The sequence below is a fragment of the Erythrobacter sp. genome (assembly GCF_038133525.1).
In the GTDB taxonomy this organism is placed as follows: domain Bacteria; phylum Pseudomonadota; class Alphaproteobacteria; order Sphingomonadales; family Sphingomonadaceae; genus Qipengyuania.
The window spans coordinates 1-20782 of the sequence record NZ_JAYPTL010000057.1; the positions used below are offsets into that span (position 1 = coordinate 1).

Annotated in this window: 21 protein-coding genes and 1 pseudogene; 13 read left to right on the plus strand and 9 right to left on the minus strand. The window is 61.0% G+C overall.

Going from position 1 to position 20782, the window contains the following annotated elements; all coding sequences use genetic code 11:
* The coding region (gene ilvB / locus AAFM29_RS13660; RefSeq protein WP_341713341.1) for a biosynthetic-type acetolactate synthase large subunit at positions 1-1474 on the minus strand (1474 nt) is incomplete at its 3' end.
* A gap of 108 nt (positions 1475-1582) precedes the next feature.
* Positions 1583-2548: a tRNA (adenosine(37)-N6)-dimethylallyltransferase MiaA gene (gene miaA, locus AAFM29_RS13665; RefSeq protein ID WP_341713342.1), complete on the minus strand. Its 966-nt coding sequence runs from the start codon at positions 2546-2548 to the stop codon at positions 1583-1585.
* Here miaA and serB point away from each other — a divergent pair.
* Together serB and AAFM29_RS13675 are read left to right on the plus strand one after the other, a co-directional pair.
* Complete coding sequence (serB, locus tag AAFM29_RS13670; RefSeq protein ID WP_341713343.1) at positions 2541-3425, plus strand: phosphoserine phosphatase SerB; 885 nt, start codon at positions 2541-2543, stop codon at positions 3423-3425. The genes miaA and serB overlap by 8 nt on opposite strands.
* Positions 3426-3597: 172 nt before the next feature.
* Positions 3598-4431: a Coq4 family protein gene (locus tag AAFM29_RS13675; RefSeq protein ID WP_341713344.1), complete on the plus strand. Its 834-nt coding sequence runs from the start codon at positions 3598-3600 to the stop codon at positions 4429-4431.
* Positions 4432-4434: 3 nt separating this feature from the next.
* On the opposite strand, the gene AAFM29_RS13680 is transcribed toward AAFM29_RS13675, so the two are convergent.
* The 6 genes from AAFM29_RS13680 to AAFM29_RS13705 form a co-directional block, all read right to left on the minus strand.
* Entirely contained in the window at positions 4435-5106 is a 672-nt protein-coding gene (locus AAFM29_RS13680; RefSeq protein ID WP_341713345.1) for a nitroreductase family protein, read from the minus strand.
* Between the two features lie 85 nt (positions 5107-5191).
* Positions 5192-5599, minus strand: a complete 408-nt coding sequence (locus tag AAFM29_RS13685) for a DUF3052 family protein (RefSeq protein ID WP_341713346.1) — start codon at positions 5597-5599, stop codon at positions 5192-5194.
* A 4-nt stretch (positions 5600-5603) separates the two neighbouring features.
* Complete coding sequence (gene purL, locus AAFM29_RS13690; protein ID WP_341713347.1) at positions 5604-7793, minus strand: phosphoribosylformylglycinamidine synthase subunit PurL; 2190 nt, start codon at positions 7791-7793, stop codon at positions 5604-5606.
* 10 nt (positions 7794-7803) lie between these two features.
* The gene (locus AAFM29_RS13695) at positions 7804-8484 is read right to left on the minus strand and encodes a hypothetical protein (protein ID WP_341713348.1); all 681 of its coding nucleotides are present in this window, start codon (positions 8482-8484) and stop codon (positions 7804-7806) included.
* 28 nt (positions 8485-8512) lie between these two features.
* The gene (locus tag AAFM29_RS13700) at positions 8513-9313 is read right to left on the minus strand and encodes an enoyl-CoA hydratase/isomerase family protein (RefSeq protein ID WP_341713349.1); all 801 of its coding nucleotides are present in this window, start codon (positions 9311-9313) and stop codon (positions 8513-8515) included.
* Positions 9310-9708 carry a DUF2177 family protein gene (locus AAFM29_RS13705; protein ID WP_341713350.1) on the minus strand — a complete coding sequence of 133 codons (399 nt, stop codon included), beginning with the start codon at positions 9706-9708 and terminating at the stop codon, positions 9310-9312. Before AAFM29_RS13705 ends, AAFM29_RS13700 begins: the two co-directional genes overlap by 4 nt.
* Before the next feature lie 65 nt (positions 9709-9773).
* On the opposite strand from AAFM29_RS13705, the gene AAFM29_RS13710 reads away from it, so the two are divergent.
* The 5 genes from AAFM29_RS13710 (at position 9774) to queA (ending at position 13272) form a co-directional block, all read left to right on the plus strand.
* Positions 9774-10031, plus strand: a complete 258-nt coding sequence (locus AAFM29_RS13710; protein ID WP_341713351.1) for an exodeoxyribonuclease VII small subunit — start codon at positions 9774-9776, stop codon at positions 10029-10031.
* 14 nt (positions 10032-10045) lie between these two features.
* Positions 10046-10936 carry a polyprenyl synthetase family protein gene (locus tag AAFM29_RS13715; protein WP_341713360.1) on the plus strand — a complete coding sequence of 297 codons (891 nt, stop codon included), beginning with the start codon at positions 10046-10048 and terminating at the stop codon, positions 10934-10936.
* Positions 10936-11445, plus strand: a complete 510-nt coding sequence (gene coaD, locus AAFM29_RS13720) for a pantetheine-phosphate adenylyltransferase (RefSeq protein ID WP_341713352.1) — start codon at positions 10936-10938, stop codon at positions 11443-11445. The genes AAFM29_RS13715 and coaD overlap by 1 nt, the downstream gene beginning before the upstream one ends.
* An 83-nt stretch (positions 11446-11528) precedes the next feature.
* Positions 11529-12206 (plus strand): peptidylprolyl isomerase, encoded by a 678-nt coding sequence (locus tag AAFM29_RS13725; protein WP_371830753.1) that lies wholly within the window; start codon positions 11529-11531, stop codon positions 12204-12206.
* 37 nt (positions 12207-12243) lie between these two features.
* Positions 12244-13272: a tRNA preQ1(34) S-adenosylmethionine ribosyltransferase-isomerase QueA gene (gene queA, locus AAFM29_RS13730; protein ID WP_341713353.1), complete on the plus strand. Its 1029-nt coding sequence runs from the start codon at positions 12244-12246 to the stop codon at positions 13270-13272.
* Here queA and AAFM29_RS13735 read toward each other — a convergent pair.
* Positions 13269-13847 (minus strand): TetR/AcrR family transcriptional regulator, encoded by a 579-nt coding sequence (locus tag AAFM29_RS13735; protein ID WP_341713354.1) that lies wholly within the window; start codon positions 13845-13847, stop codon positions 13269-13271. The two genes, queA and AAFM29_RS13735, sit on opposite strands and share 4 nt — an antisense overlap.
* 45 nt (positions 13848-13892) lie before the next feature.
* Here AAFM29_RS13735 and AAFM29_RS13740 point away from each other — a divergent pair, with 45 nt between their 5' ends.
* The 6 genes and pseudogenes from AAFM29_RS13740 to AAFM29_RS13765 form a co-directional block, all read left to right on the plus strand.
* Positions 13893-15317 (plus strand): carotenoid oxygenase family protein, encoded by a 1425-nt coding sequence (locus tag AAFM29_RS13740; RefSeq protein WP_341713355.1) that lies wholly within the window; start codon positions 13893-13895, stop codon positions 15315-15317.
* Between the two features lie 5 nt (positions 15318-15322).
* A complete protein-coding gene (locus AAFM29_RS13745; RefSeq protein ID WP_341713356.1) occupies positions 15323-16258 on the plus strand; it encodes an ABC transporter ATP-binding protein in 936 nt (311 codons plus the stop codon).
* On the plus strand, positions 16255-17019 hold the full coding sequence (locus AAFM29_RS13750; RefSeq protein ID WP_341713357.1) for an ABC transporter permease: 765 nt from the start codon (positions 16255-16257) through the stop codon (positions 17017-17019). Before AAFM29_RS13745 ends, AAFM29_RS13750 begins: the two co-directional genes overlap by 4 nt.
* 116 nt (positions 17020-17135) lie before the next feature.
* Positions 17136-17690, plus strand: a complete 555-nt coding sequence (locus tag AAFM29_RS13755) for an outer membrane beta-barrel protein (RefSeq protein ID WP_341713358.1) — start codon at positions 17136-17138, stop codon at positions 17688-17690.
* Between the two features lie 99 nt (positions 17691-17789).
* Positions 17790-18923 carry a tRNA guanosine(34) transglycosylase Tgt gene (gene tgt, locus AAFM29_RS13760; RefSeq protein WP_341713359.1) on the plus strand — a complete coding sequence of 378 codons (1134 nt, stop codon included), beginning with the start codon at positions 17790-17792 and terminating at the stop codon, positions 18921-18923.
* Positions 18924-19686: 763 nt separating this feature from the next.
* Positions 19687-20782, plus strand: a pseudogene (locus AAFM29_RS13765) (S9 family peptidase); the annotation flags it as partial.

The following is a 20782-nucleotide window of genomic DNA, read 5'->3' on the forward strand; positions in this document are numbered from 1 at the left end:
TCTCATAGGTCAGTTCCTGCCACTGGCGGACCATGCCCATGTATTCGTTGTTGAGGATGAACACCTTGACCGGCAGGCGGTACTGGCTCGCCGTGCCAAGCTCCTGGATGTTCATCTGGATGCTGGCTTCACCCGCGATGTCGATCACCAGGCGGCCGGGATTGCCCAGCTGCGCGCCGATGGCGGCGGGCAGGCCGTAGCCCATGGTGCCGAGGCCTCCGCTGGTGAGCCAACGGTTGGGGCCGAAGAAGCGGAAATACTGCGCCGCCCACATCTGGTGCTGGCCGACCTCGGTTGTGATGATCGGATCGTAGTCCTTGGTCAGCGCAAACAGCCGCTCGATACTCTTCTGCGGCATGATGAGATCGCTGCCCTTGTCGGGGTAGGCGAGGCAGTCGCGTGCCTTCCACCCGAGGATACGGGCCTTCCACTCGCTCAGGTCGCGCGATTTGCGACTACCCCAGGCTTCGAGAAGCTGCTCGAGGACATGGGCGCAGTCGCCGACTATACCCAGTTCGACCGGGACGATCTTGTTGATGCTCGCACGATCGATATCGATGTGGATCTTCTTGGCCTCGGGCGCGAAGGCATCGAGGCGTCCGGTGACGCGATCATCGAAGCGCGCGCCGATGGCCACGATCAGGTCGGCCTTGTTCATCGCCATATTGGCTTCGTAGGTGCCGTGCATGCCCAGCATGCCCAGCCAATCGGGATGGTCGGCAGGGAAGGCGCCCAGGCCCATCAGCGTGCTGGTGACGGGGGCACCGGTGCGATGCTGGAGCGCGCGCAGCATCTCCGTCGCGCGCGGGCCGGCGTTGATCACGCCGCCGCCGGTATAGAAAACCGGTCGCTCGGCCGCGGCGAGCATTTCGATCGCCTCGGCAATCTCATCGGCGGCGCCAACCATGCGGGGCTGATAGCGATGCGAGGGCAGGGACGCCTGGTCCTGGCCATCCCAGCAGGCCATCGCTATCTGGACGTCCTTGGGAATGTCGATCAGCACCGGACCCGGGCGGCCGGTCGTCGCGATACGAAAGGCCTCCTCGATCGTCGCGCACAGGCGCTCCGGGTCCTTCACCAGGTAGTTGTGCTTGGTGCAATGCCGGGTGAGGCCGATGGTATCGGCTTCCTGGAACGCATCGGTCCCGATCAATGCGGTCGGCACCTGGCCGGTGATGACCACCATCGGGATCGAATCCATATAGGCGTCGGCAATCCCGGTAACGGCATTGGTCGCGCCGGGGCCGCTGGTGACGAGCACCACACCGGGCTTGCCGGTGGAGCGTGCATAGCCTTCGGCAGCGTGGGCCGCCCCGGCTTCATGGCGCACGAGAATGTGGCGAATGTCTTCATCGGCGAAGAGTTCGTCGTAGATCGGCAATACCGCGCCGCCGGGATAGCCGAAGACGAACTCGACTCCCTGCCGCTTTAGACATTGCATCAATATGGCCGCGCCGCTGCGCTCGGTGCTCACGTTACTCTCCGACCCGTTTTCATGGATTAAAGTGACAAATCGGCCCGGCACTGGGGTCTGAAGTGCCGGGCCGACGGGACCTTCCTTATGGGCCTGTCGGTTACAAAGTCAACTCGTTTCACGTAACAAAGATACAAAAAACTCTGGTACGTTGATATTTTTGTTTTCTGAACGCCTCCATTCAACCGGCGGCTGATGACGGAACCAGGTGAACTGCCTCTTCGCGTACTGCCGCGTGGCAATCTGGCCAGCGGCGATTGCTTCATCGCGCCCACGTTCGCCATTGAGATAGGCCGAAAGTTCGGGCACACCGATCGCGCGCATGACCGGGAGCGACGTGTCGAGATCGCGCTCAAGCAGGCGCTCGACCTCGGCCACAGCCCCGCGATCCATCATTTGCAGGAACCGCCTGTCGCAACGTTCGTAGAGCCACTCCCGCTCCGGCAACAGGACCAGTGCGTGCAGGTTTACCCTTTCGGCAATCCCTCCCTCCTTGTGAGCCTGCCAGTCTGCAATCGCGCGACCGGTCGAGCGGATCACTTCGAGCGCTCGCGTTGTGCGTGCGGCATCGGCCGGGGCCAGCCGCGCGGCGGCGGAGGGATCTTCCCGTTCGAGTGCAGACCTTGCTTCCGCCTGCGGCAGCGCCCGGACTGCCGCTCGAATCTCGGGCGCGATCGCCGGGACCGGAGCGATACCGTCGAGCAGGGTGCGCAGGTAGAGGCCGGTCCCTCCGCACAGGATCGGGATCGCGCCTTCGGTGTGCAGACTCGCAATTTCACTCTTCGCCGCTGCAGCCCAATCGGCCGCAGAACATGCCTGTGCGCCATCCCATGCACCGAACAGGCGATGCTCGATCCCATCCATTTCCGCTTCGGTAGGGCGGGCCGACAGGACTTGCAGGTCGGAATAGACCTGCGCGCTATCGGCGTTGATCACGACTGCGTGACGGCCTGATTCTTCCAGCCACCGGGCCAATTTCACTGCGAGATCGCTCTTGCCGCTGGCGGTCGGCCCTGCAATGAGCGCGACCGGCGGCCTCGGCCCCGGATTGTCAGGAGGTTGCACATTGCTCATCGCCCGGCTGATAGCAGACCAGGACGGCATCGAAACCCGCATGGATGCGGCAATAGAGGCTTTGGCCGGGGTGGGCATGCCGGTTGCGATGGCGGGCTTGCTCGAATCCGGCGGTGATGTGCTTCAGTTCTCCCTGCCCGAGGGGGACAGAGCGGTGCTTACCGAAACCCTGGTGGCCTACTTCGGCCAATGCGACCTGCTAATTGCTGACCATCAGATTGAAATTCCGCGGCTCTTCGTTTCGGACATGGATTCCACGATGATCGGACAGGAATGCATCGACGAGCTCGCCGATTTTGCCGGGATCAAGGATCGCGTGGCGGCAATCACCGAGCGCGCCATGTTGGGTGAGCTCGATTTCCGTAGTGCCCTGCTAGAGCGGGTAGGTCTGCTCGAAGGTCTTGAGGAAGGCGCGATAGACCGTTGTCTTGAAGAAAGAATTTTTCCCGTCGCAGGTGCGAAGACGCTTGTTGCGACATTGCGTGCCAAAGGTTGTCGCACGGTGTTGGTGACCGGTGGGTTCCATCATTTCGCCGACCCGGTTGCGGCGGAACTCGGCTTCGAGCGGGTGGTTGGCAACCGACTGGCTGTGGCCAATGGCAAGCTCACTGGCGCATTGGCAGGTCCGATCAGCGATGCGTCAACGAAACTCGCCACGCTAGCGGAAGAGCGGGAGATACTGGGAGAGGGGGCTCGGGTGCTGGCGACCGGCGATGGCGCAAACGACATCCCGATGATCCAGGCCGCCGACTACGGGATCGCCTATCGCGCGAAGCCCAAGGCGCGTGATGCTGCAAACGGGCGCATTGTGAGTGAAGACTTGACCGCGATCCTGAAACTGTTTGGCATACCACCCCGCGAGTGGGTCCTTGGCTAGGGTGGGTGTTCCGCTGTTTGACTGCGTCAGCTTGCGGGTAGGGTGACTGCTGTGTTGGTGAGGAAACCTGCACAGCAGGTGATACTCCAGGAAATCCAGCTTTTTGGCGAGCCTTTCCAATTATTCTGCTTCAGTTTCGATTAACGACTGAACGTGATAAGGGCGGGAAGTCATGAATCAACAAACCGAATATTTCACTGGGATCGAGGCTGCAAAGGACGGAACGCCGCTGCGTCATCCGGATCGCCCGCAACCCAAGTATCAGCCGCTGAAAGCGCTCAAGCATTTCCGCATCCTGCTGAAGGACAAGGAAAACACGGCCGAAGTATTCAAGATCTACGATGCCCTGCCGAACAAAGCGTTCATGCCGCGGGTTCGCGATCTGACCTTGAGCGCGCAAGGCGAAGCGCTGCGTGCGGCGGAGCCCTTCCTGCCGGCACTACTCGACGATCATGACGAGCTGCGCAAATTGCCCAAGGGCAGCGTTGCCCATGCCTATTGCGATTTCATGGAGCGTGAAGGTCTGTCGGCTGCGGGCCTGGTCGAGGAATCGGAGAAATCGGGGCGCCCAACCTACCCCGACCTGGTTCAGTGGTTCGGATTCCGCCAGCGCGACACGCACGACTTGATGCATGTACTCACCGGCTACGGGCGTGATGCCTTGGGCGAACAGTGCGTGCTGCTGTTTACCCACGGGCAATCACCAAGCCAGGGGCACCTATTGCTGGGCTATGCGGGGTCACTGCACATCAAAACGCTTGTTCGTGGCAGTGCAGCGCCGGTTCTCAAGGCGACGCGCGAGGCACATCGCACTGGGCGGGCGTGCCCGCCCTTGGTTGGGCTGTCGATCCGCGAACTGCTGGCAAAGGACCTGCAGCAGGCCCGGACGGAACTGAATATTCCAGACCCTTACTGGTATGGCGAATGCCATCGTATCTGGCGCAGCGAAGGGATCGATCCCTACGATCTGCTTGCCAAGAATGAGCTGCAGCAAGCTGCGGCCTGATTGTCAGATCCAGCTGGAAATCTGTTCCAGCGACTTCTTGACCAATGCGCGCGTGGGGACCGTTGCATCTTCTGACGGATGACCCACGACGATGACCATTAATGGCTTCTCGTTCTCGGGGCGCCCGCAGATCTTGCGCAGGAAGCCCATCGGCGATGGCGTATGCGTCAGCGTTGCGAGGCCAGCTTCATGCAGCGTTGCGATCAGCAAGCCACAGGCAATGCCGACGCTCTCGGTGACGTAATAGTTCTGGGTAACCCCATCTTCGGCGATACCGCCCTTGCGCTGGGCGAAGACCACGATCAGCCAGGGTGCAGTATCCAGGAACGGCTTGTCGGCATCGGTACCCAGCGGCGCGAGGGCTTCGAGCCACTCCCCGCTGGCCTTACCTTCGTAGAAAGCCTTCTCCTCTTGCTCGGCAGCCTCGCGAATGGCCGCCTTGGTTTCAGGCGAAGATACTGCGACGAAGTGCCAAGGCTGATGGTTGGCGCCGTTTGGTGCGCTTCCCGCCGCTTCGATCGCTGCCTCGATCACTTCGCGCGGAACGGGTGCGTCCGAAAAATAGCGGCAGGTCCGCCGTTCCTTCAGGCGATCGCGGATCGCATGGGCACGGGCAATTCGCTCACCATCGGGGATGGGGGGCAGGGCGTAGGGAACGGTCTCATGATCGCGCATGGCCGCCAACTAGCGCGTAAGTCTATGAGAGGCGAGCCTTAGTTGCGTCCGCGGGAAGCCACTGCCGCTGTTGATGGAAGCGGGTTCAGCGCAGTTCCTTGCGGATCACCAGCTTCAAGCCCGACCAAACATCGTCCACCGCGCAAACCTTTGTGTCGACCAATCCCATTGGCAGGCACACTTCGCGAATGGTGTCCTCGGTAATATCGGTCGGAACTTTGGTGGCCTTCTTCGGCCAGCTGACCCAGATGTGCCCGTCACGAGCAATCGCACCGAGCAGCAGCGCCAGCTTCGCTTCCAAATCGGCACGCTCCGTGACGAAGATGTGGACTGCGTCGGGTCCGTCCTCTGGCCCTCCGACAAAGGTCAGCTCGAGCGCATATTCGTCGATCTCGTCCAGCACGCTCTCTGGCATGCCGTCGAACCACACACGCTGGCCATCGCGCAATGAAAGCTTCTTTGCGAGCGGCGTGCCGGAATAGCCCGCCGGCACGCGATCAGCCTTCCATCCAGTCGCGGAAGAAGCTGCGATGCGCCTCACGCAGTTCGGCGAGGCTGGCCGAGCTGTCGCCGATCTTCAGCGCGTCGCCGCCAGTCTTACCGATCCGTTCGAACGGCACCTCGCTGCGGTCGAGATCACTCTCGTTACGATAGGTGACGATGTAGCGCGCCTGGCTCTCATTGAAGGCGAACTCGCTCGTCATCGGATCGATGGTCGCCCCAATACCTCCTGCCAACGCCATTTCCGCCAGTGCCACTGCCAGGCCGCCGTCCGATATGTCATGCACCGCAGTGACCTTACCGCCGGCAATCAACTTTCGAATAATGGCGCCGTTGAGCTTTTCGTCTTCGAGATCGACGCGCGGCGGCTCGCCGGCCTCCAGCCCGTGAATCTCGCGCAGCCACAGCGACTGGCCGAGTTCGGGATAGTTCGGTCCGATCACGGCTATGTACTCCCCGGCGGCCTTGAATCCCATGGTCGCCATCGTGTCGTAGTCGTCGATCAGGCCGACACCACCGATGGCGGGGGTGGGCAGGATCGCGGAGCCACCGCCGGTCGCCTTGCTCTCGTTATAGAGGCTGACGTTGCCGCTCACGATCGGGAAATCGAGAGCACGGCAGGCGTCGCCCATGCCCTGCAGGGCGTGGACGAACTGGCTCATGATTTCGGGACGCTGCGGGTTGGCGAAGTTGAGGCAATTGGTCACTGCCAGCGGGCGTGCACCCACCGCGCAGAGATTCCTGAAAGCCTCTGCGATGGCTTGCTTGCCGCCCTCATAAGGGTCTGCATAGACATAGCGCGGCGTGCAGTCCGTGCTGATCGCCAGCGCCTTTTTCGATCCATGCACCCGAACCACGCCGGCATCGCCGCCAGTCTGCAATGTGTCTGCACCGACCTGGCTGTCGTACTGTTCGGCGATCCAGTATTTCGACGCGAGGTTGGGCGTGGCAAGCAGCTTGATCAGGTCCGCGCAAATATCGCCACCTGGCGGGTTCGATGACAGCACGGGAACCTTGGCCCAGGCCTTGTACTCGTCCTTCGACAGGTAGGGCCGGTCGTACTCGGGCGCATCGGCGGCGAGCGGTCCGAGTGGGATGTCGCACACGACTTCGCCGTTGAACTCCAGAACCATGTGCCGCGTATCGGTCACCTCACCGATGACGGCGAAATCGAGCTCCCATTTGCGGAAGATCGCTTCGGCCATGGCCTCCTTGCCCGGCTTGAGCACCATGAGCATGCGCTCCTGGCTCTCGCTCAGCATCATTTCATAAGGAGTCATGCCCTCTTCACGGCAGGGCACCTTGTTCATGTTCAGCCGAATGCCGGCCTTGCCGTTGGTCGCCATTTCGACGCTGGACGAAGTCAGGCCCGCAGCGCCCATGTCCTGGATCGCAACGATGGCGTCAGTGGCCATGAGTTCGAGGCAGGCCTCGATCAGCAGCTTCTCGGTGAAGGGATCACCAACCTGCACGGTGGGGCGCTTGGCATCGGCATCTTCGCCGAAATCAGCGCTGGCCATGGTCGCGCCGTGGATCCCGTCGCGCCCGGTTTTGGAACCGACGTAAACGATTGGGTTCCCGACGCCGGTCGCGGCCGAATAGAAGATCTTGTCTGCATCGGCGACGCCCACGGTCATCGCGTTGACCAAGATGTTGCCGTCATAGGCAGGGTGGAAGTTCGTCTCGCCACAGACGGTCGGCACGCCAACGCAGTTGCCGTAGCCGCCGATACCCGCGACCACCCCCTTGACCAGGTGCTGCATCTTGGGGTGTTCGGGCCGGCCGAAGCGCAGTGCATTGGCATTCGCGACAGGCCGCGCACCCATAGTGAACACGTCGCGCAGGATGCCGCCGACACCTGTCGCCGCACCCTGGTAAGGCTCGATGTAACTTGGGTGGTTGTGGCTCTCCATCTTGAAGATCGCCGCCTGGCCATCGCCGATGTCGATCACGCCCGCGTTTTCGCCGGGACCGCAGATCACCCAGGGTGCCTCGGTGGGGAGTTTCTTGAGATGCAGGCGTGAGCTCTTGTAGCTGCAATGCTCCGACCACATGACCGAGAAGATGCCCAGTTCGACGAGGTTGGGCTCACGGCCCAGCGCGTGCAACACGCGTTCGTATTCCTCGGGGCTGAGGCCGTGCTGCTCGACGACTTCTGGGGTGATCTGGGACTCGGCAGTAACCATGCGCGCGCCCTTAGCGGCGCGCGCTGGCAACCGCCAGCCCCACGAGGCTCTTATGCCACCGCGTTTCGTCGAGCCAGTATGCGAGTGCGGTCAAGATGCCGTAGCTGACGAGAGCGAGTACATACATTCCCACACCCGCCTCGGTCGGTTGCGGACCGAACCAGTTGATCATCTGGAATACGAGCATCGTCCCAATCAGCACGAGCGGAGGCACGATCGGGCCCTTGGTCCGGCGCCAGTACCACCAGAAGGCTAGCAAGGTGATGCCAAGCTCGAGCGGTATCGCGATTTGCGGCGCGTTCCACAGCCCCAGGCCGATCTTGCTATCGCCACCCGCCAGCGTCAGGTCCGGTCGGTGGACAAGCAGGTCGAGAAACCAATGCGATACGACCACGACGGCGGCCCAGGTTGCTGCAGAGACATTTCTCGACAGCGCGAAGACCAGCACGCCGAAGCCGATCGCAAATACCAGCGAGCCCAGCAAGCTGTGCGTGAACGGCATGTGGTAAAGATCGAGCGGGTTCATCGCGGTGATGCCGGGCACGATCCTTAGATGCTCGATCCCCAGGATGGCGAACGTGAAGAATGCCCAATCGATGAGCTGTGCGGCAATGAACAAAGTGCCGAGGCGCGGAGCCTCATCGGTGACCGCGCGGGCTACAAAGGCGGGGGCGAAATGGCCGATAAACATGTGGTGTCCTCTTGCGACCTATTGGGACTTATTGGCTCAGGATATCTTCACCTTCGGCAAGGAAGCGGCGCATACGCACCATGGCTTCATCATCGGCGGTGAGTGTGTGGGCGAAGTCGGCGGCAGTCAGCGCGATCCCATCGGGCAAGGGCTCGCCACTGGCCATCCGTACCGCCATCCGCTTCACTGTGGCGACCGCCACAGGCGAAAGTGTCGCGAGATCGCGTGCGATTTCCATTGCCGCTGCAACTGCGTCCTCTGCGATGAAATCGACAAGGCCGATGCGATGGGCTTCGTCGGGACCGACGACACGCCCGCGCAAGACCATCTCCGTGGCGCGGGCCAGCCCGACCTTGCGGGCCAGCATCTGCATTCCACCCAGGCCGGGAATGATCCCGAGCCGGGTTTCGGGAAGGCCGATAGTGTAATTGCCTGTCGCGGCGACACGCATGTCACAGGCCAGTGCGAATTCGCAACCGCCACCCATGCAGGTGCCGTTTATCGCAGCGATGGTCGGTTTGGGATTATCGAGCAGCAGATCGGCAAGCGCATAGATTGGCGTAGCGGAACGCGGCGCTGCTTCTCCAGGCGTGGCGTTGCGCATTGCCTCACCCACAGCGACGATCTCACCAACATCGTAGTGGCGAATGAAAACGTCCGGAACGCCGCCGGTGAACACGATCGCCCGGATTGCGTCATCGGCCAGCGCACCGCGAAAATGATCAAGGATTTCCAGGGAGACCGCAGCGTTCAGGTAACCGCGTGGCGGGTTGGAGATTGTGAGGAGCCTTACCCTTCCTTCGTCGGTGATGCTGACTGCGCCAGTCATGCGCCGAACTTCTGCGCAACGAATGTAGCGAAGCTGGCGGCAAGCGCAGTTGCGAAGGCTCCCCAAAGAATGTCCACCACCGTGATGGTCGTCGACCATTGGCGCAGCGTCGCCTGGTTGGTGAGATCATAGGTGGCATAGCAAAGCGCACCCAGCAGCGCGCCGTTCAGTGCGGCCGTTCCGACGCCGCTTGCGAGGCCGGGCCGCACCGCGAACCAAACCATCCCGCCGATATAGGCGGCGTAGAACGCCAGCGCCGGGCCCATGCGAAAACTCGATGCGAGGAGGTCGCCCAGTTGTGGTCGATAGAAATTCGGCCCGGCCCAATTCAGCCATAGGGCGTCGAGCACGCCAAAGGCGATGGCTGCGGCGATGTAGGCGACTATCCACGTCATAAGTGGCCCCCCGAACTGCGCGCTTACTTGACCCGCTCGGCACGCGCGGTCAATGCTCGGCTGCGATGGATGAGGAACAGCCCAAAATCACCGAAATGACCTTCGAGGAAGCGCTTCGCGCGCTTGAAGGCGTCGTCCGGCGGCTCGAAAGCGGCGAGGTTCCGCTTGATGAGAGCATCGATCTCTACGAACGCGGCGAGGCGCTGCGCAAGGCGTGCCAGGCGCGGCTCGATGCGGCGCAGGCCCGTATCGAGAAGATCGTGCAAGGCGCCGACGGGAAACCTGCAGGAACAGTACCATTCGATGGGGACGGCGCCGCGTGAGCACGGTGGCGGCGATGCCCGGCATCCTTGGCGGCGCGTTCGAGCGCATCCAGGCCGATGTCGATAGTGCCTTCGACGCCTTCCTGCCCGTACCCCAGGACACACGCGCACGCCTGGTCGAGGCGATGCGTTATTCCGTGATCGGCAGCGGAAAGCGGGTACGCCCGCTTCTGGTTGCTGCAAGTGCGGAGCTTTTTGGGGTCAATCGTAGCGCGGCGGTCAATGCCGGGTGCGCCGTCGAAGCCATCCACGCCTATTCGCTGATCCATGATGATTTGCCCTGCATGGACGATGATGACCTGCGGCACGGCAAACCCACCGTGCACAAGGCCTTCGACCAGGCGACAGCCGTGTTGGCGGGCGATTGCCTGCACGCGCTCGCTTTTGAAATATTGACGCAGCCTGACACCAGCACCGACCCATTCGTCCAGGCCGAGCTGGTCAGAACACTGGCCCGGGCGAGTGGCCATGATGGCATGGCCGGTGGGCAGATGATGGACATGATGTCCGAGCAGCAGGAATACGACCTTCGCCAGGTCACCAGATTGCAGCAGCTCAAGACCGGCGCATTGCTTGCGGCAAGCGTCGAAATGGGGGCCATTCTCGGCCGCGTGCCGCCTGAAGGGCGTGGCCATTTGCGCGCCTATGCCCGGGACATCGGCCTGGCATTCCAGATCGCCGATGACCTCCTTGATGTCGAGGGGGACCAGGATAAGGCAGGCAAGGCGCTGCGCAAGGATGAAGAGCAGGGCAAGCAGACCTTCGTTACACTCATGGGTGTCGAGCAGGCGCGGGCCCAGGCAGAGATGCTGGTCGAACAGGCCGGCCGCCACCTTGCCAACCATGGCGAAGATGCGCGGCTGCTGATCGAGCTGGCGCGGTTTATCGTGAAGAGGGATCACTGATGGCCAAACGTATTGGCGTCTATCCGGGTACGTTCGACCCGATCACACTCGGGCACATGGACATTATCGAGCGCGGCGCGAAACTGGTCGATGAACTGATCATCGGGGTTACGACCAATATCGCCAAGTCGCCGATGTTCGACGATGACGAACGCATAGCCATGGTGGAACGCGAAGTCGCGGTGGCCGGATGCGGGAATTGCCGCGTGGTCGGATTCAACTCGCTTCTGGTCGATTTCGCCAAGGAGCAAGGAGCGACGACCATCGTGCGCGGGATCCGCGGCGTTACCGACTTCGAATATGAATACCAGCTCACCGGCATGAACCGGCAACTCAACCATGATATCGAAACTGTATTCCTGATGGCCGATGTCGCGTTGCAACCGATCGCCAGCCGCTTGGTCAAGGAGATCGCCATCTATGGTGGCGAGATTGGCAAGTTCGTGACCCCGAAGGTGCGGGCTGACGTGATGGCCCGGGTCGCCGAACGCGGACCGCGCAGCGGCTAGGTACCGTTCTGGCCAAACCATTCATTGAACGGACAGAAGCCTCCCGCTAGAGGCACCCCAATCCAGGACCCTGCCACGGAATGATGATGTTCAAGACTACGCTTGCCTTTGCCGCTGCCGCACTCGCAGTGTCTGCCCCATTCGCGGTTGCTGCTCAGGAGGCGGAGGCTGAACCCAAGGTTCAGCGTACCTATGACGCGGTCAATTTCGATATGTCGGTTGATCCTGAGAATATTCTCCTGCTCGACCTTTCCAACGGTCAGCGCGTCGCGATCAGGCTGATGCCAGGGTGGGCACCCAGCCACGTGGAGCGGGTCAAGTTGCTCGCACGCCAGGGCTTCTACAACGGCGTGATCTTTCACCGCGTGATCGATGGTTTCATGGCGCAGACGGGCGACCCGACTGGTACAGGAACGGGCGGTTCGGAGCTGCCTGACCTAAAGGCCGAATTCAATCCGATGCCCCACGTACGAGGGACGGTGGCCATGGCCCGCGCTTCAAGTGAAGACAGCGCCAACAGCCAGTTCTTTATTGTCTTCTACCCGCGTTTCAGCCTCGACCAGCGCTACACCAATTTCGGGCGGGTTATTTCGAACATGGCCGCGGTGGACGCGATCCACCGGGGCGAGCCGCCGCAGGATCCGACGCGGATCCTCCAGGCATCGATCGCAGCAGATAACCTTCCGCCGCCTCCGCCGCCGACGGTAGTCGTGGAAGCCCCGATTTCGATCGACGATCTGAACGCCCCGCTCGGCAACTGACTTCCCTTGAAGCGCACGTGGCCCTAAGCGCGCGCGCATGAAGGTCGATCTCTTCGATTTCGAGCTCCCAGCGGAGCGAATAGCCTTGCGGCCCGTCCGTCCACGCGATGCCGCGCGCATGCTGGTCGTCCGTCCGGACGGCCCGTTTGAGGATCGTGGCGTGCGCGACCTGCCGAACCTCCTGCGCAAGGGCGACGTGCTGGTCTTCAACGACACGCGCGTCATCCCGGCACAGCTGGAAGGGCGGCGCGGGGAAGCAAAGATCGGCGCAACGCTCCACAAACGAGTGGATCTGAGGCGCTGGCAGGCCTTCATTCGCAATGCCAAGCGCCTGCGAGAAGGCGATGAGATTGAGTTTGGCGGCGGTGTTTTCGCGGTGGCGGAACAGCGCTTGCCTGATGGCAGCTTCGTGCTGTCATTCGCCGGCGAGGAGCCTGTCGAGGTCCTGCTGGAGCGTGCAGGGCGGATGCCCCTGCCGCCCTACATCGCTGGGAAACGCCCCACCGACGCGCAAGATCGTGAAGACTACCAGACCATGTTCGCGCAAGAAGATGGGGCAGTGGCGGCACCAACGGCTGCACTGCATTTTACGCCTGAACTGATCGCCGCACTCGAAGCTGCAGGGATTGGCCGAGAAACGCTTACCCTGCATGTGGGCGCTGGCACATTCCTGCCCGTGAAGGTGGATGACACCGACGATCACGCGATGCATTCGGAATGGGGTCGGATCGAGCCTGCTGTCGCCGACCGGCTGAATGCGGCACGAAGTGCGGGGGGCAGGGTGATCGCGGTTGGGACCACCAGCTTGCGTCTGCTCGAAAGTGCAACGGGCGAGGATGGAGTGATCCAGCCATTTGCAGGCGATACGGATATCTTCATCACGCCCGGCTACCGCCTTCGCGCCGTCGACGGGCTGATGACGAACTTCCACCTGCCCAAGTCGACTCTGGTGATGCTGGTCAGCGCAATGATGGGGCGCGAACGGATAATGGCTGCCTATGCCCATGCCATCGACAATGAGTACCGGTTTTACAGCTACGGCGATTCTTCGCTCTTGCTGCCTTAACAGCCTGTGGCGGGGAACAGGCTGCTGGTTTCGATCAGCCTGTCGATCAGGGCATCGTCAGCGGGTATGCGGCCATCCAGCATGAGCATGGCGATACCGTGCGCGATAGCCCAGGCTTGCAGCGCCAGTCGTTCGGCCTTGTTCTTGTCGCCGGTCAGCGCCAGCGTGTTCGCTGCAAGCAGTGCCTGAGCCTGATCATTTTCCGACCCGTGCGCGATCGGATCACCCTGGGTGAACATGAACCGGAACAACGCTGGATGGGCGAGGGCGAAGCGCACGTAGGCCCGGCCCGTTGCAGCGAATGCTCCAGGGCCACCCCCGGCGGCTTCTGACGCCGCAAACTGCGCGTCATAAAGCATCTTGAGACCTTCCGTGGCCAATGCTTCTGTCAGTGCCTTCTTGTCGGGAAAATGGCGGTAAACTGCCGTGGGGGACACACCGACGGTGCGCGCCAGCTCTCTGAGCGAGACGTCCTTGCCTTCCTGGCCCTCCAATGCGGCAATTCCTGCTTTGACCAATGCTTCGCGCAGGCTGCCGTGGTGATAGGTTTCGGATGATGTTGACACTGTTACCATTGCTCGTATGTTTACGCCGTTCACTTTAACCGGAGCGAGTCGGCCATGGCAAGCGTCATAGAGAAAACCATCCGCAAGGCAGTTACCCCCGCAATCCAGGCCGTTGCCGGGATCAACAGGGCCCGGCTTGCCGATGCCTCTGAGAATCCCTTTGTGCACGGGATTCACACCCCGCTGAGCGAAGAGAAGACCCTGACCAGTCTTGAGGTGATGGGGACTATCCCGGCAGAGCTGGATGGCCGCTATGTGCGGATCGGACCCAACCCATTTGGTGAAGTGGGCAAGGGCCATCACTGGTTTATCGGTGACGGCATGGTCCACGGCGTTCGCCTGAAGGATGGCAAGGCCGAATGGTACCGCAACCGCTTCATCCGCTCGAATGAACTCGAATCCAAGGGTGGGCCGAAGGCGGTTGGCGGGCCGCGCCGTGGGATGGGCGATACCGTCAATACCAACGTCCTGGGCGTCGGCGACAAGATTATGGCGCTGGTCGAGGCGGGGTCCTACCCGGTGGAACTCGACGGCAACCTGGAAAGCGTCGCCTACAGCAATTTCGGAGGCGGGCTGGCAGGGTCGTTCACGGCGCATCCGCATCAGTGCCCGGTTACAGGAGAGCATCATGCAATCTGTTACCAGGCCGATCAGCCTGACAGAATCCGGCACGTCGTGCTCTCACGCGAGGGCGAGGTGCTCCGCGAAATCGATATCCCCGTCGCCAACGGTCCATCAATCCACGACTGTGCACTGACAGAGAACTATGCCGTCATACTGGACCTGCCGGTCACATTCTCGATGAAGACGTTGCTGGCGGGACACCGGTTCCCTTATCGCTGGAACCGCGAACACCAGGCCCGCGTGGGACTGATCCCCAGGAACGGTAGTTCAGACGATGTCATCTGGTGCAATGTTGACCCCTGCTATGTCTTCCACGTCGGCAACAGCTACGAAGATGAGGCGGGCAGGGTGATTATCGATCTGTGCGCCTATGAGACGATCTTCGATGGGGACATGCCCGGCCCATACGGCAAGGCGCTCGGGCTCGAACGGTGGACGGTCGATCCAGCTTCCGGGACCGTCGATCGGGCTACGCTCGACAGCACAGGGCAGGAATTCCCGCGGCCCGACGAGAGATTTTTCACCAAGCCCTATCGCTATCTTTGGTGCGATGGCCTCGACGGAGACCTGGAGTTCTTTTCCTCGCTCCCGCTATATCGCCACGACTTCGAAACAGGTGAGCGTATTGCCCATGACTTCGGCGAGGGTCGGGTGCCGGGAGAATTCGTCTTCGTCCCACGCAAACCCGATGCGCCGGAAGGGGATGGCTGGGTAATGGGCTACGTGATCGATCGTAATTCCGGCACGACCAATCTCGAGATACTCGAAGCGATCTCGCTCGAACCTGTTGCGGCGATCCGTATCCCCCACATTATCCCCCCGGGCTTTCACGGGAACTGGATCGCGGCTAGCTGAACCATGTGGAGCCGATTCTCGAACTCAAAGGCCTGACCAAGGTCTATCCCGGCGGGCTGAAAGCGCTCGATTCCGTCGACCTTTCGATCCGCCGGGGCGAGATTTTCGCCCTGCTGGGGCCCAATGGGGCGGGCAAGACCACCCTGATAGGCGCGGTCTGCGGCCTTGTGAGGTCCAGCGGCGGAAGCATCCATGCCTTCGGCTATGACCTCGCCACCGATTGGCGCAGGGCGCGTTCCCGGATCGGCCTGGTTCCCCAGGAAATGGCCACCGACATGTTCGAAACGGTCTGGCGCGCCGTTTCCTATTCCCGCGGCCTCTTTGGCCTCGCTCCCGACAAGGGGCGGATCGAGGAAATCCTCAAGAGCCTGGCGCTATGGGACAAGAAGGACGAACAGATCAGGGCCCTGTCCGGCGGGATGAAGCGTCGTGTGCTGATTGCCAAGGCCTTGGCGCACGAGCCTGACCTGCTGTTTCTCGACGAACCCACCGCTGGCGTCGATGTCGAACTGCGCAAGGGCATGTGGGCGATCATCGACCAGATGCGCGCGCGCGGCGTCACGATCATCCTGACCACGCACTACATCGAGGAAGCCGAGGAGATGGCCGATCGTGTCGGCATCATCTCCAAGGGGCGGCTGATCATGGTCGAGGAAAAGGAAGCGATGATGGCCAAGCTCGGCCGGACCGAAGCGCATATCGCTCTGGCGGAGCCGATGTCCGATCTGCCCGCGGCCTTGGCTGCCTATCCTGTCGAGCTGGAGGACGGCGGCAGTTCGCTGCGCTACCGCGGCGGTGACGGGACCGGGAAGGGCAAGGCCGAGGTTGCCGAGTTGACCAAGGTCCTTACTCGCGCCGGCATCGATTACACCGGCATCGAAACGCGCGAAAGCAGCCTCGAGGATATTTTCGTGTCCCTACTTGGGGAGGATGCGGCATGATTGCCTGGCGCTCGACCTGGTCGATCTACAAGCGCGAGCTGTTCCGCTTCCTGCGCACCGCCTTCCAGTCGGTATTGGCCCCCGTTCTCACGACCTCGCTCTATTTTATCGTTTTCGGCGCGGCCATCGGCGGGCGCATGCCCGACCTTGGTGGAGTGAACTACGGTGCCTTCATCATTCCCGGCCTGCTGATGCTGACGCTCTTGGGCGAAACCACCAGCAATTCGAGTTTCGGCATCTACATGCCCAAGTTCACCGGGACGATCTACGAGCTCCTAAGTGCACCGGTTGGTGTAGCCGAGACACTGATCGGCTTCGTCGGTGCTGCCGCAACCAAGAGCCTGATCCTGGCGACGATCATCCTCATCACGGCGCGCCTGTTCGTAGATTACTCGATCGCCCACCCTTTCTTGGCCGTGATCTACATCATGCTGGTGGCCGCGGCGTTCAGCCTGTTCGGTTTCATCCTCGGCATTTGGGCGGACAATTTCGAGAAGTTGGGGATCATCCCAATGCTTTTCCTGACACCGCTGACCTTCCTTGGGGGAACGTTTTACTCGATCGACATGCTGCCCAAGCCGTGGGACACGGTCGCGCTGGCAAATCCGATCGTCTATCTCGTCAGTGGGTTACGCTGGACTTTCTACGGCACAGCTGACGTCGATATCCGCGTGAGCTTTGCAATCACGCTCGGCTTCCTTACACTCTGCGTCGGGATTATCGCTTACATCTTCAAGTCGGGTTGGCGCCTGCGGGCTTGAGCCCGCGAAACTTGCGAAAGTCTGAGCGCGCCATTCAGCGCGCGGACAGGCGGGGCTGCGCAATTGGCAGCCCGCCGATGCATTCGGCACCCCCCAAATCAAGGATAAGATAAGACATGAGAAAAGTAGCCTTCACCGTCGCTGCGTTGGCAGCTGCGATGGCCCTCCCGACTGCCGCACAGGCGCAGGACGCAGTCCCTGGGGATGGCTTCATCGGTGTATCGGCAGGTTATCACGACCTCGGCTTCGCCGATGAAATCGATGACATCGCGCCTGGCGCCGATGTCGATGATTCGAGCCCGATCTTCGGGGTCTTCGCTGGCTACGACCTTCCGATCGGCTCGAACCTCTTTATCGGTGCTGAAGCCAACTACAGTTTCGGTACCGATGCGCTCGACAGCGAATATGGCGCCGCGGCCCGCCTCGGGATCCGCATTCCTGGCGGCACCAAGGTCTATGCCCGTGCCGGCTACCAGGAGATCAATGTCGATTATAACGAGATCATCAACGACAACAGCATCGACTTCAGCGGCATCGACGATACCGACGGCGACTATCTTGTCGGCCTCGGCATCGACATTCCCGTGGGCAAGGTTTTCGTTCGCGGCAACGTCGATACGATCGCATTCGACACCACCCGCGCAACCGTAGGCGTCGGCCTGCGCTTCTGATCGCGCTTACTGTCACAGAATTGGTCGGTCTCCCCAGCGGAGGCCGGCCTTTTCGATTCAAAGGTGACAGGGGGAAGTCGCCCAGCTAGCGCAGCGCCGATGCCTGCCCCTCGTTTCGATTTCCAGGTCCACGCCACCGATGGGGCCGCGCGCACCGGTCGTATCGCCATGCGTCGCGGCGAGATCCGCACGCCCGCATTCATGCCCGTTGGCACTGCGGCGACGGTGAAGGCGATGAAGCCCGAAACGGTACGCAAGACCGGCGCCGATATTATTCTGGGCAACACCTACCACTTGATGCTGCGCCCAGGTGCAGAGCGAGTCGCCAGGTTGGGTGGGCTGCACAAGTTCATGAACTGGAAGCGCCCGATCCTGACCGACAGCGGCGGTTATCAAGTCATGAGCCTTTCGGATCTGCGCAAGCTGACCGAAGAAGGCGTCGAGTTTAGGAGCCATCTCGATGGCTCGAAACATATGCTCACTCCCGAACGCTCGATGGAAATCCAGCGCCTGCTCGGTAGCGATATCGTGATGGCGTTCGACGAATGCCCCCGCGCTGACCGGCCACGCGATGAGATTGCGGCGAGCATGGAGATGTCGATGCGTTGGGCGAGGCGCAGTCGCGCCGGGTTCGATGCGGGTGAGGAGCATGCAAGCCGCGCCGCACTGTTCGGCATCCAGCAAGGTGCGCTCGATGAGGAGCTGCGGAAGATCAGCGCGGACAAACTCACCGATATCGGTTTTGACGGCTACGCAATCGGCGGCCTTGCCGTGGGTGAGGGCCAGGAGGCGATGTTCGCAACGCTCGATTTTGCACCCGGTCAATTGCCCGAAGATCGGCCCCGCTACCTCATGGGCGTTGGCAAGCCCGACGACCTGGTTGGTGCGGTCGAACGGGGGGTCGACATGTTCGATTGCGTGCTGCCGAGCCGCTCAGGCCGTAACGGTCAGGCCTTCACCTGGAACGGTCCGATCAATTTGCGCAATGCGCGTTTTGCGGAGGACCAGGATCCGCTCGATAATCGCTGTGCCTGTGACACCTGCGGCACCTATACTCGTGCCTACATTCATCACCTGGTGCGGTCGGGCGAAATCCTCGGTGCGATGCTAATGACCGAGCACAATATCGCCTTCTACCAACAACTGATGCAGGCGATGCGCGATGCGATTGGAGAAGGGCGCTTCGCAGTCTTTGCCGCAGATTTTCGTCGGGATTACGTCACTTCACGATAATGGTCCTGCGCACCTTCACACCTGCGTAACCGCACGGTCGTTCGCAACGTATGTAGAGCATGCCTCGCGCACTTCTTGCCTTGCTCGTTGTAGTTCTTTCAATGGGTAGTGCGCAGCCTGGTTTCGCGACGATCTGGTCGAAGGATGTTTCCGTCGATTGTGTTGAATCCTGCGATCACGCTTGCTGTAGTGATCGGTCCTATTGCGCTGACCCGCTAGCCTGCCGCGCGCTTACCCCAACGATCCTTGTACCTGCTTTGCAACTGCCCGATTGGGCACCCCGCTCTGCTGTGCTGCGCAGTAAGGCAAGTCATCCTTTGCTATCGGTATCACGTGGACCGCCGGTGCCACCACCGCGAAACGATACTCCATGAAGCTGGAATAATTATGTAGTCAGATTGGAGTTATCTTATGAAAATCGTTACAAAAATCGTCGCCTTTGCCGCTCTTTTCAGTTCGGGCGCAGCTTTCGCCGCTGATCCGGGTGGCGTAGTTCAAGCGTGCTGTGAGCTCGCAGTTTGCTGCGGTCTACCGTGTTGCTGACGATGTGATTGGGGTGGGGTTGGCGAATGCTAACCCCATTCTTGTTGCCGGTTTCGGGCATAGGGTACGAACTGTATGCGAAGCCCTACCGTAACCGGAGTCATGGGGAGATTATCTTGCGTGGACTTCACAGTGAGGGCTAGATTTTAGTAAATTATAGACTTCCCTAAAACAGATCAGCCGATATTCATTGAGCTATCGATTTGGGGAGTCGCATTTTTTGAAAAACTGCTTTTACGCAGCTGTTGCTGCATCGCTCAGCATTGCCTTGTTTGCTCCAGTCAGTCCCGTCTCTGCGGAAACGGTAGAGGAGGCAGCGGCGACGTTCGGCATAAGGCAGTCTATTCTCGACATTTCCTTGTCACCGTCAGGAAACCGGATCGCGTTCGTTGGAACGGGCCCAGGTCACGCCGAGACGCTGAATGTAATCGATCTTGATGGCGATTGGGAAGTGAAGCCGATCTTCAATGTTACTGACGCCAATAGCGATCTAGTCTCATGTGAATGGGCAACGGACGAAAGACTTGTTTGCCGCCTCTATTTTATCGACAATTCGCAAGGCCAGTTACTGGGTTTCACTCGTGTGATCGCGTTGGGGGCAGACGGTAGCGACCCCGTATTGCTTACATCTCGTTCAAGTTCACGTTCACTCGGTCTGCGTCAAAACGGCGGTAATCTTGTGGCCTTGGACTCCCCTGAAGGGGAAGGGCGAATCTTGATGACGAGACAGGCCGTAGAAGAGCGGTCGGTTGGTACGCGCTTCGCCAATACCAAGAATGGCCTTGGCGTTGAGTCCATCGATGTCGAGAGCGGCCGGAGCCGGACAGTTGAGGCCCCGGATCCAGCGGCGGCCGGCTATCTTGCCGATGAGGACGGGCGCATTCGCATGTTGGTCCGTCAGCCGGACGAGGGGAGTACCGGCTATACTGGCAATCGCCTGATCTTTTTCTACCGTGATTTGGAAGGTGACGAGTGGCACAAGCTCTCGGAAGTCGAGATCAATTCGCAGAGCAGGGTTGGGTTGTACCCGCTCGCTGTAGATTCGAGCCGAAACGTCGCTTACGCCTTCGATGATATCGGGGGCTACGATGCACTGGTCGAGGTCCCTTTGGATGGGGTGGGCAAAGGACGAGTCCTGCTTGCTCGCAACGATGTAGACGTCGATTACCTGGTTCGGATCGGGCGACAGCGTCGGGTAATCGGTGTGAGCTATGCGACTGAAAAACGGGCTGTCGAGTATTTCGACCCTGCGATTGCCGCCTTGGCCAGAGGATTGAGCAAGGCTTTGCCGGGAACGCCCCTGATCGACATTGTCG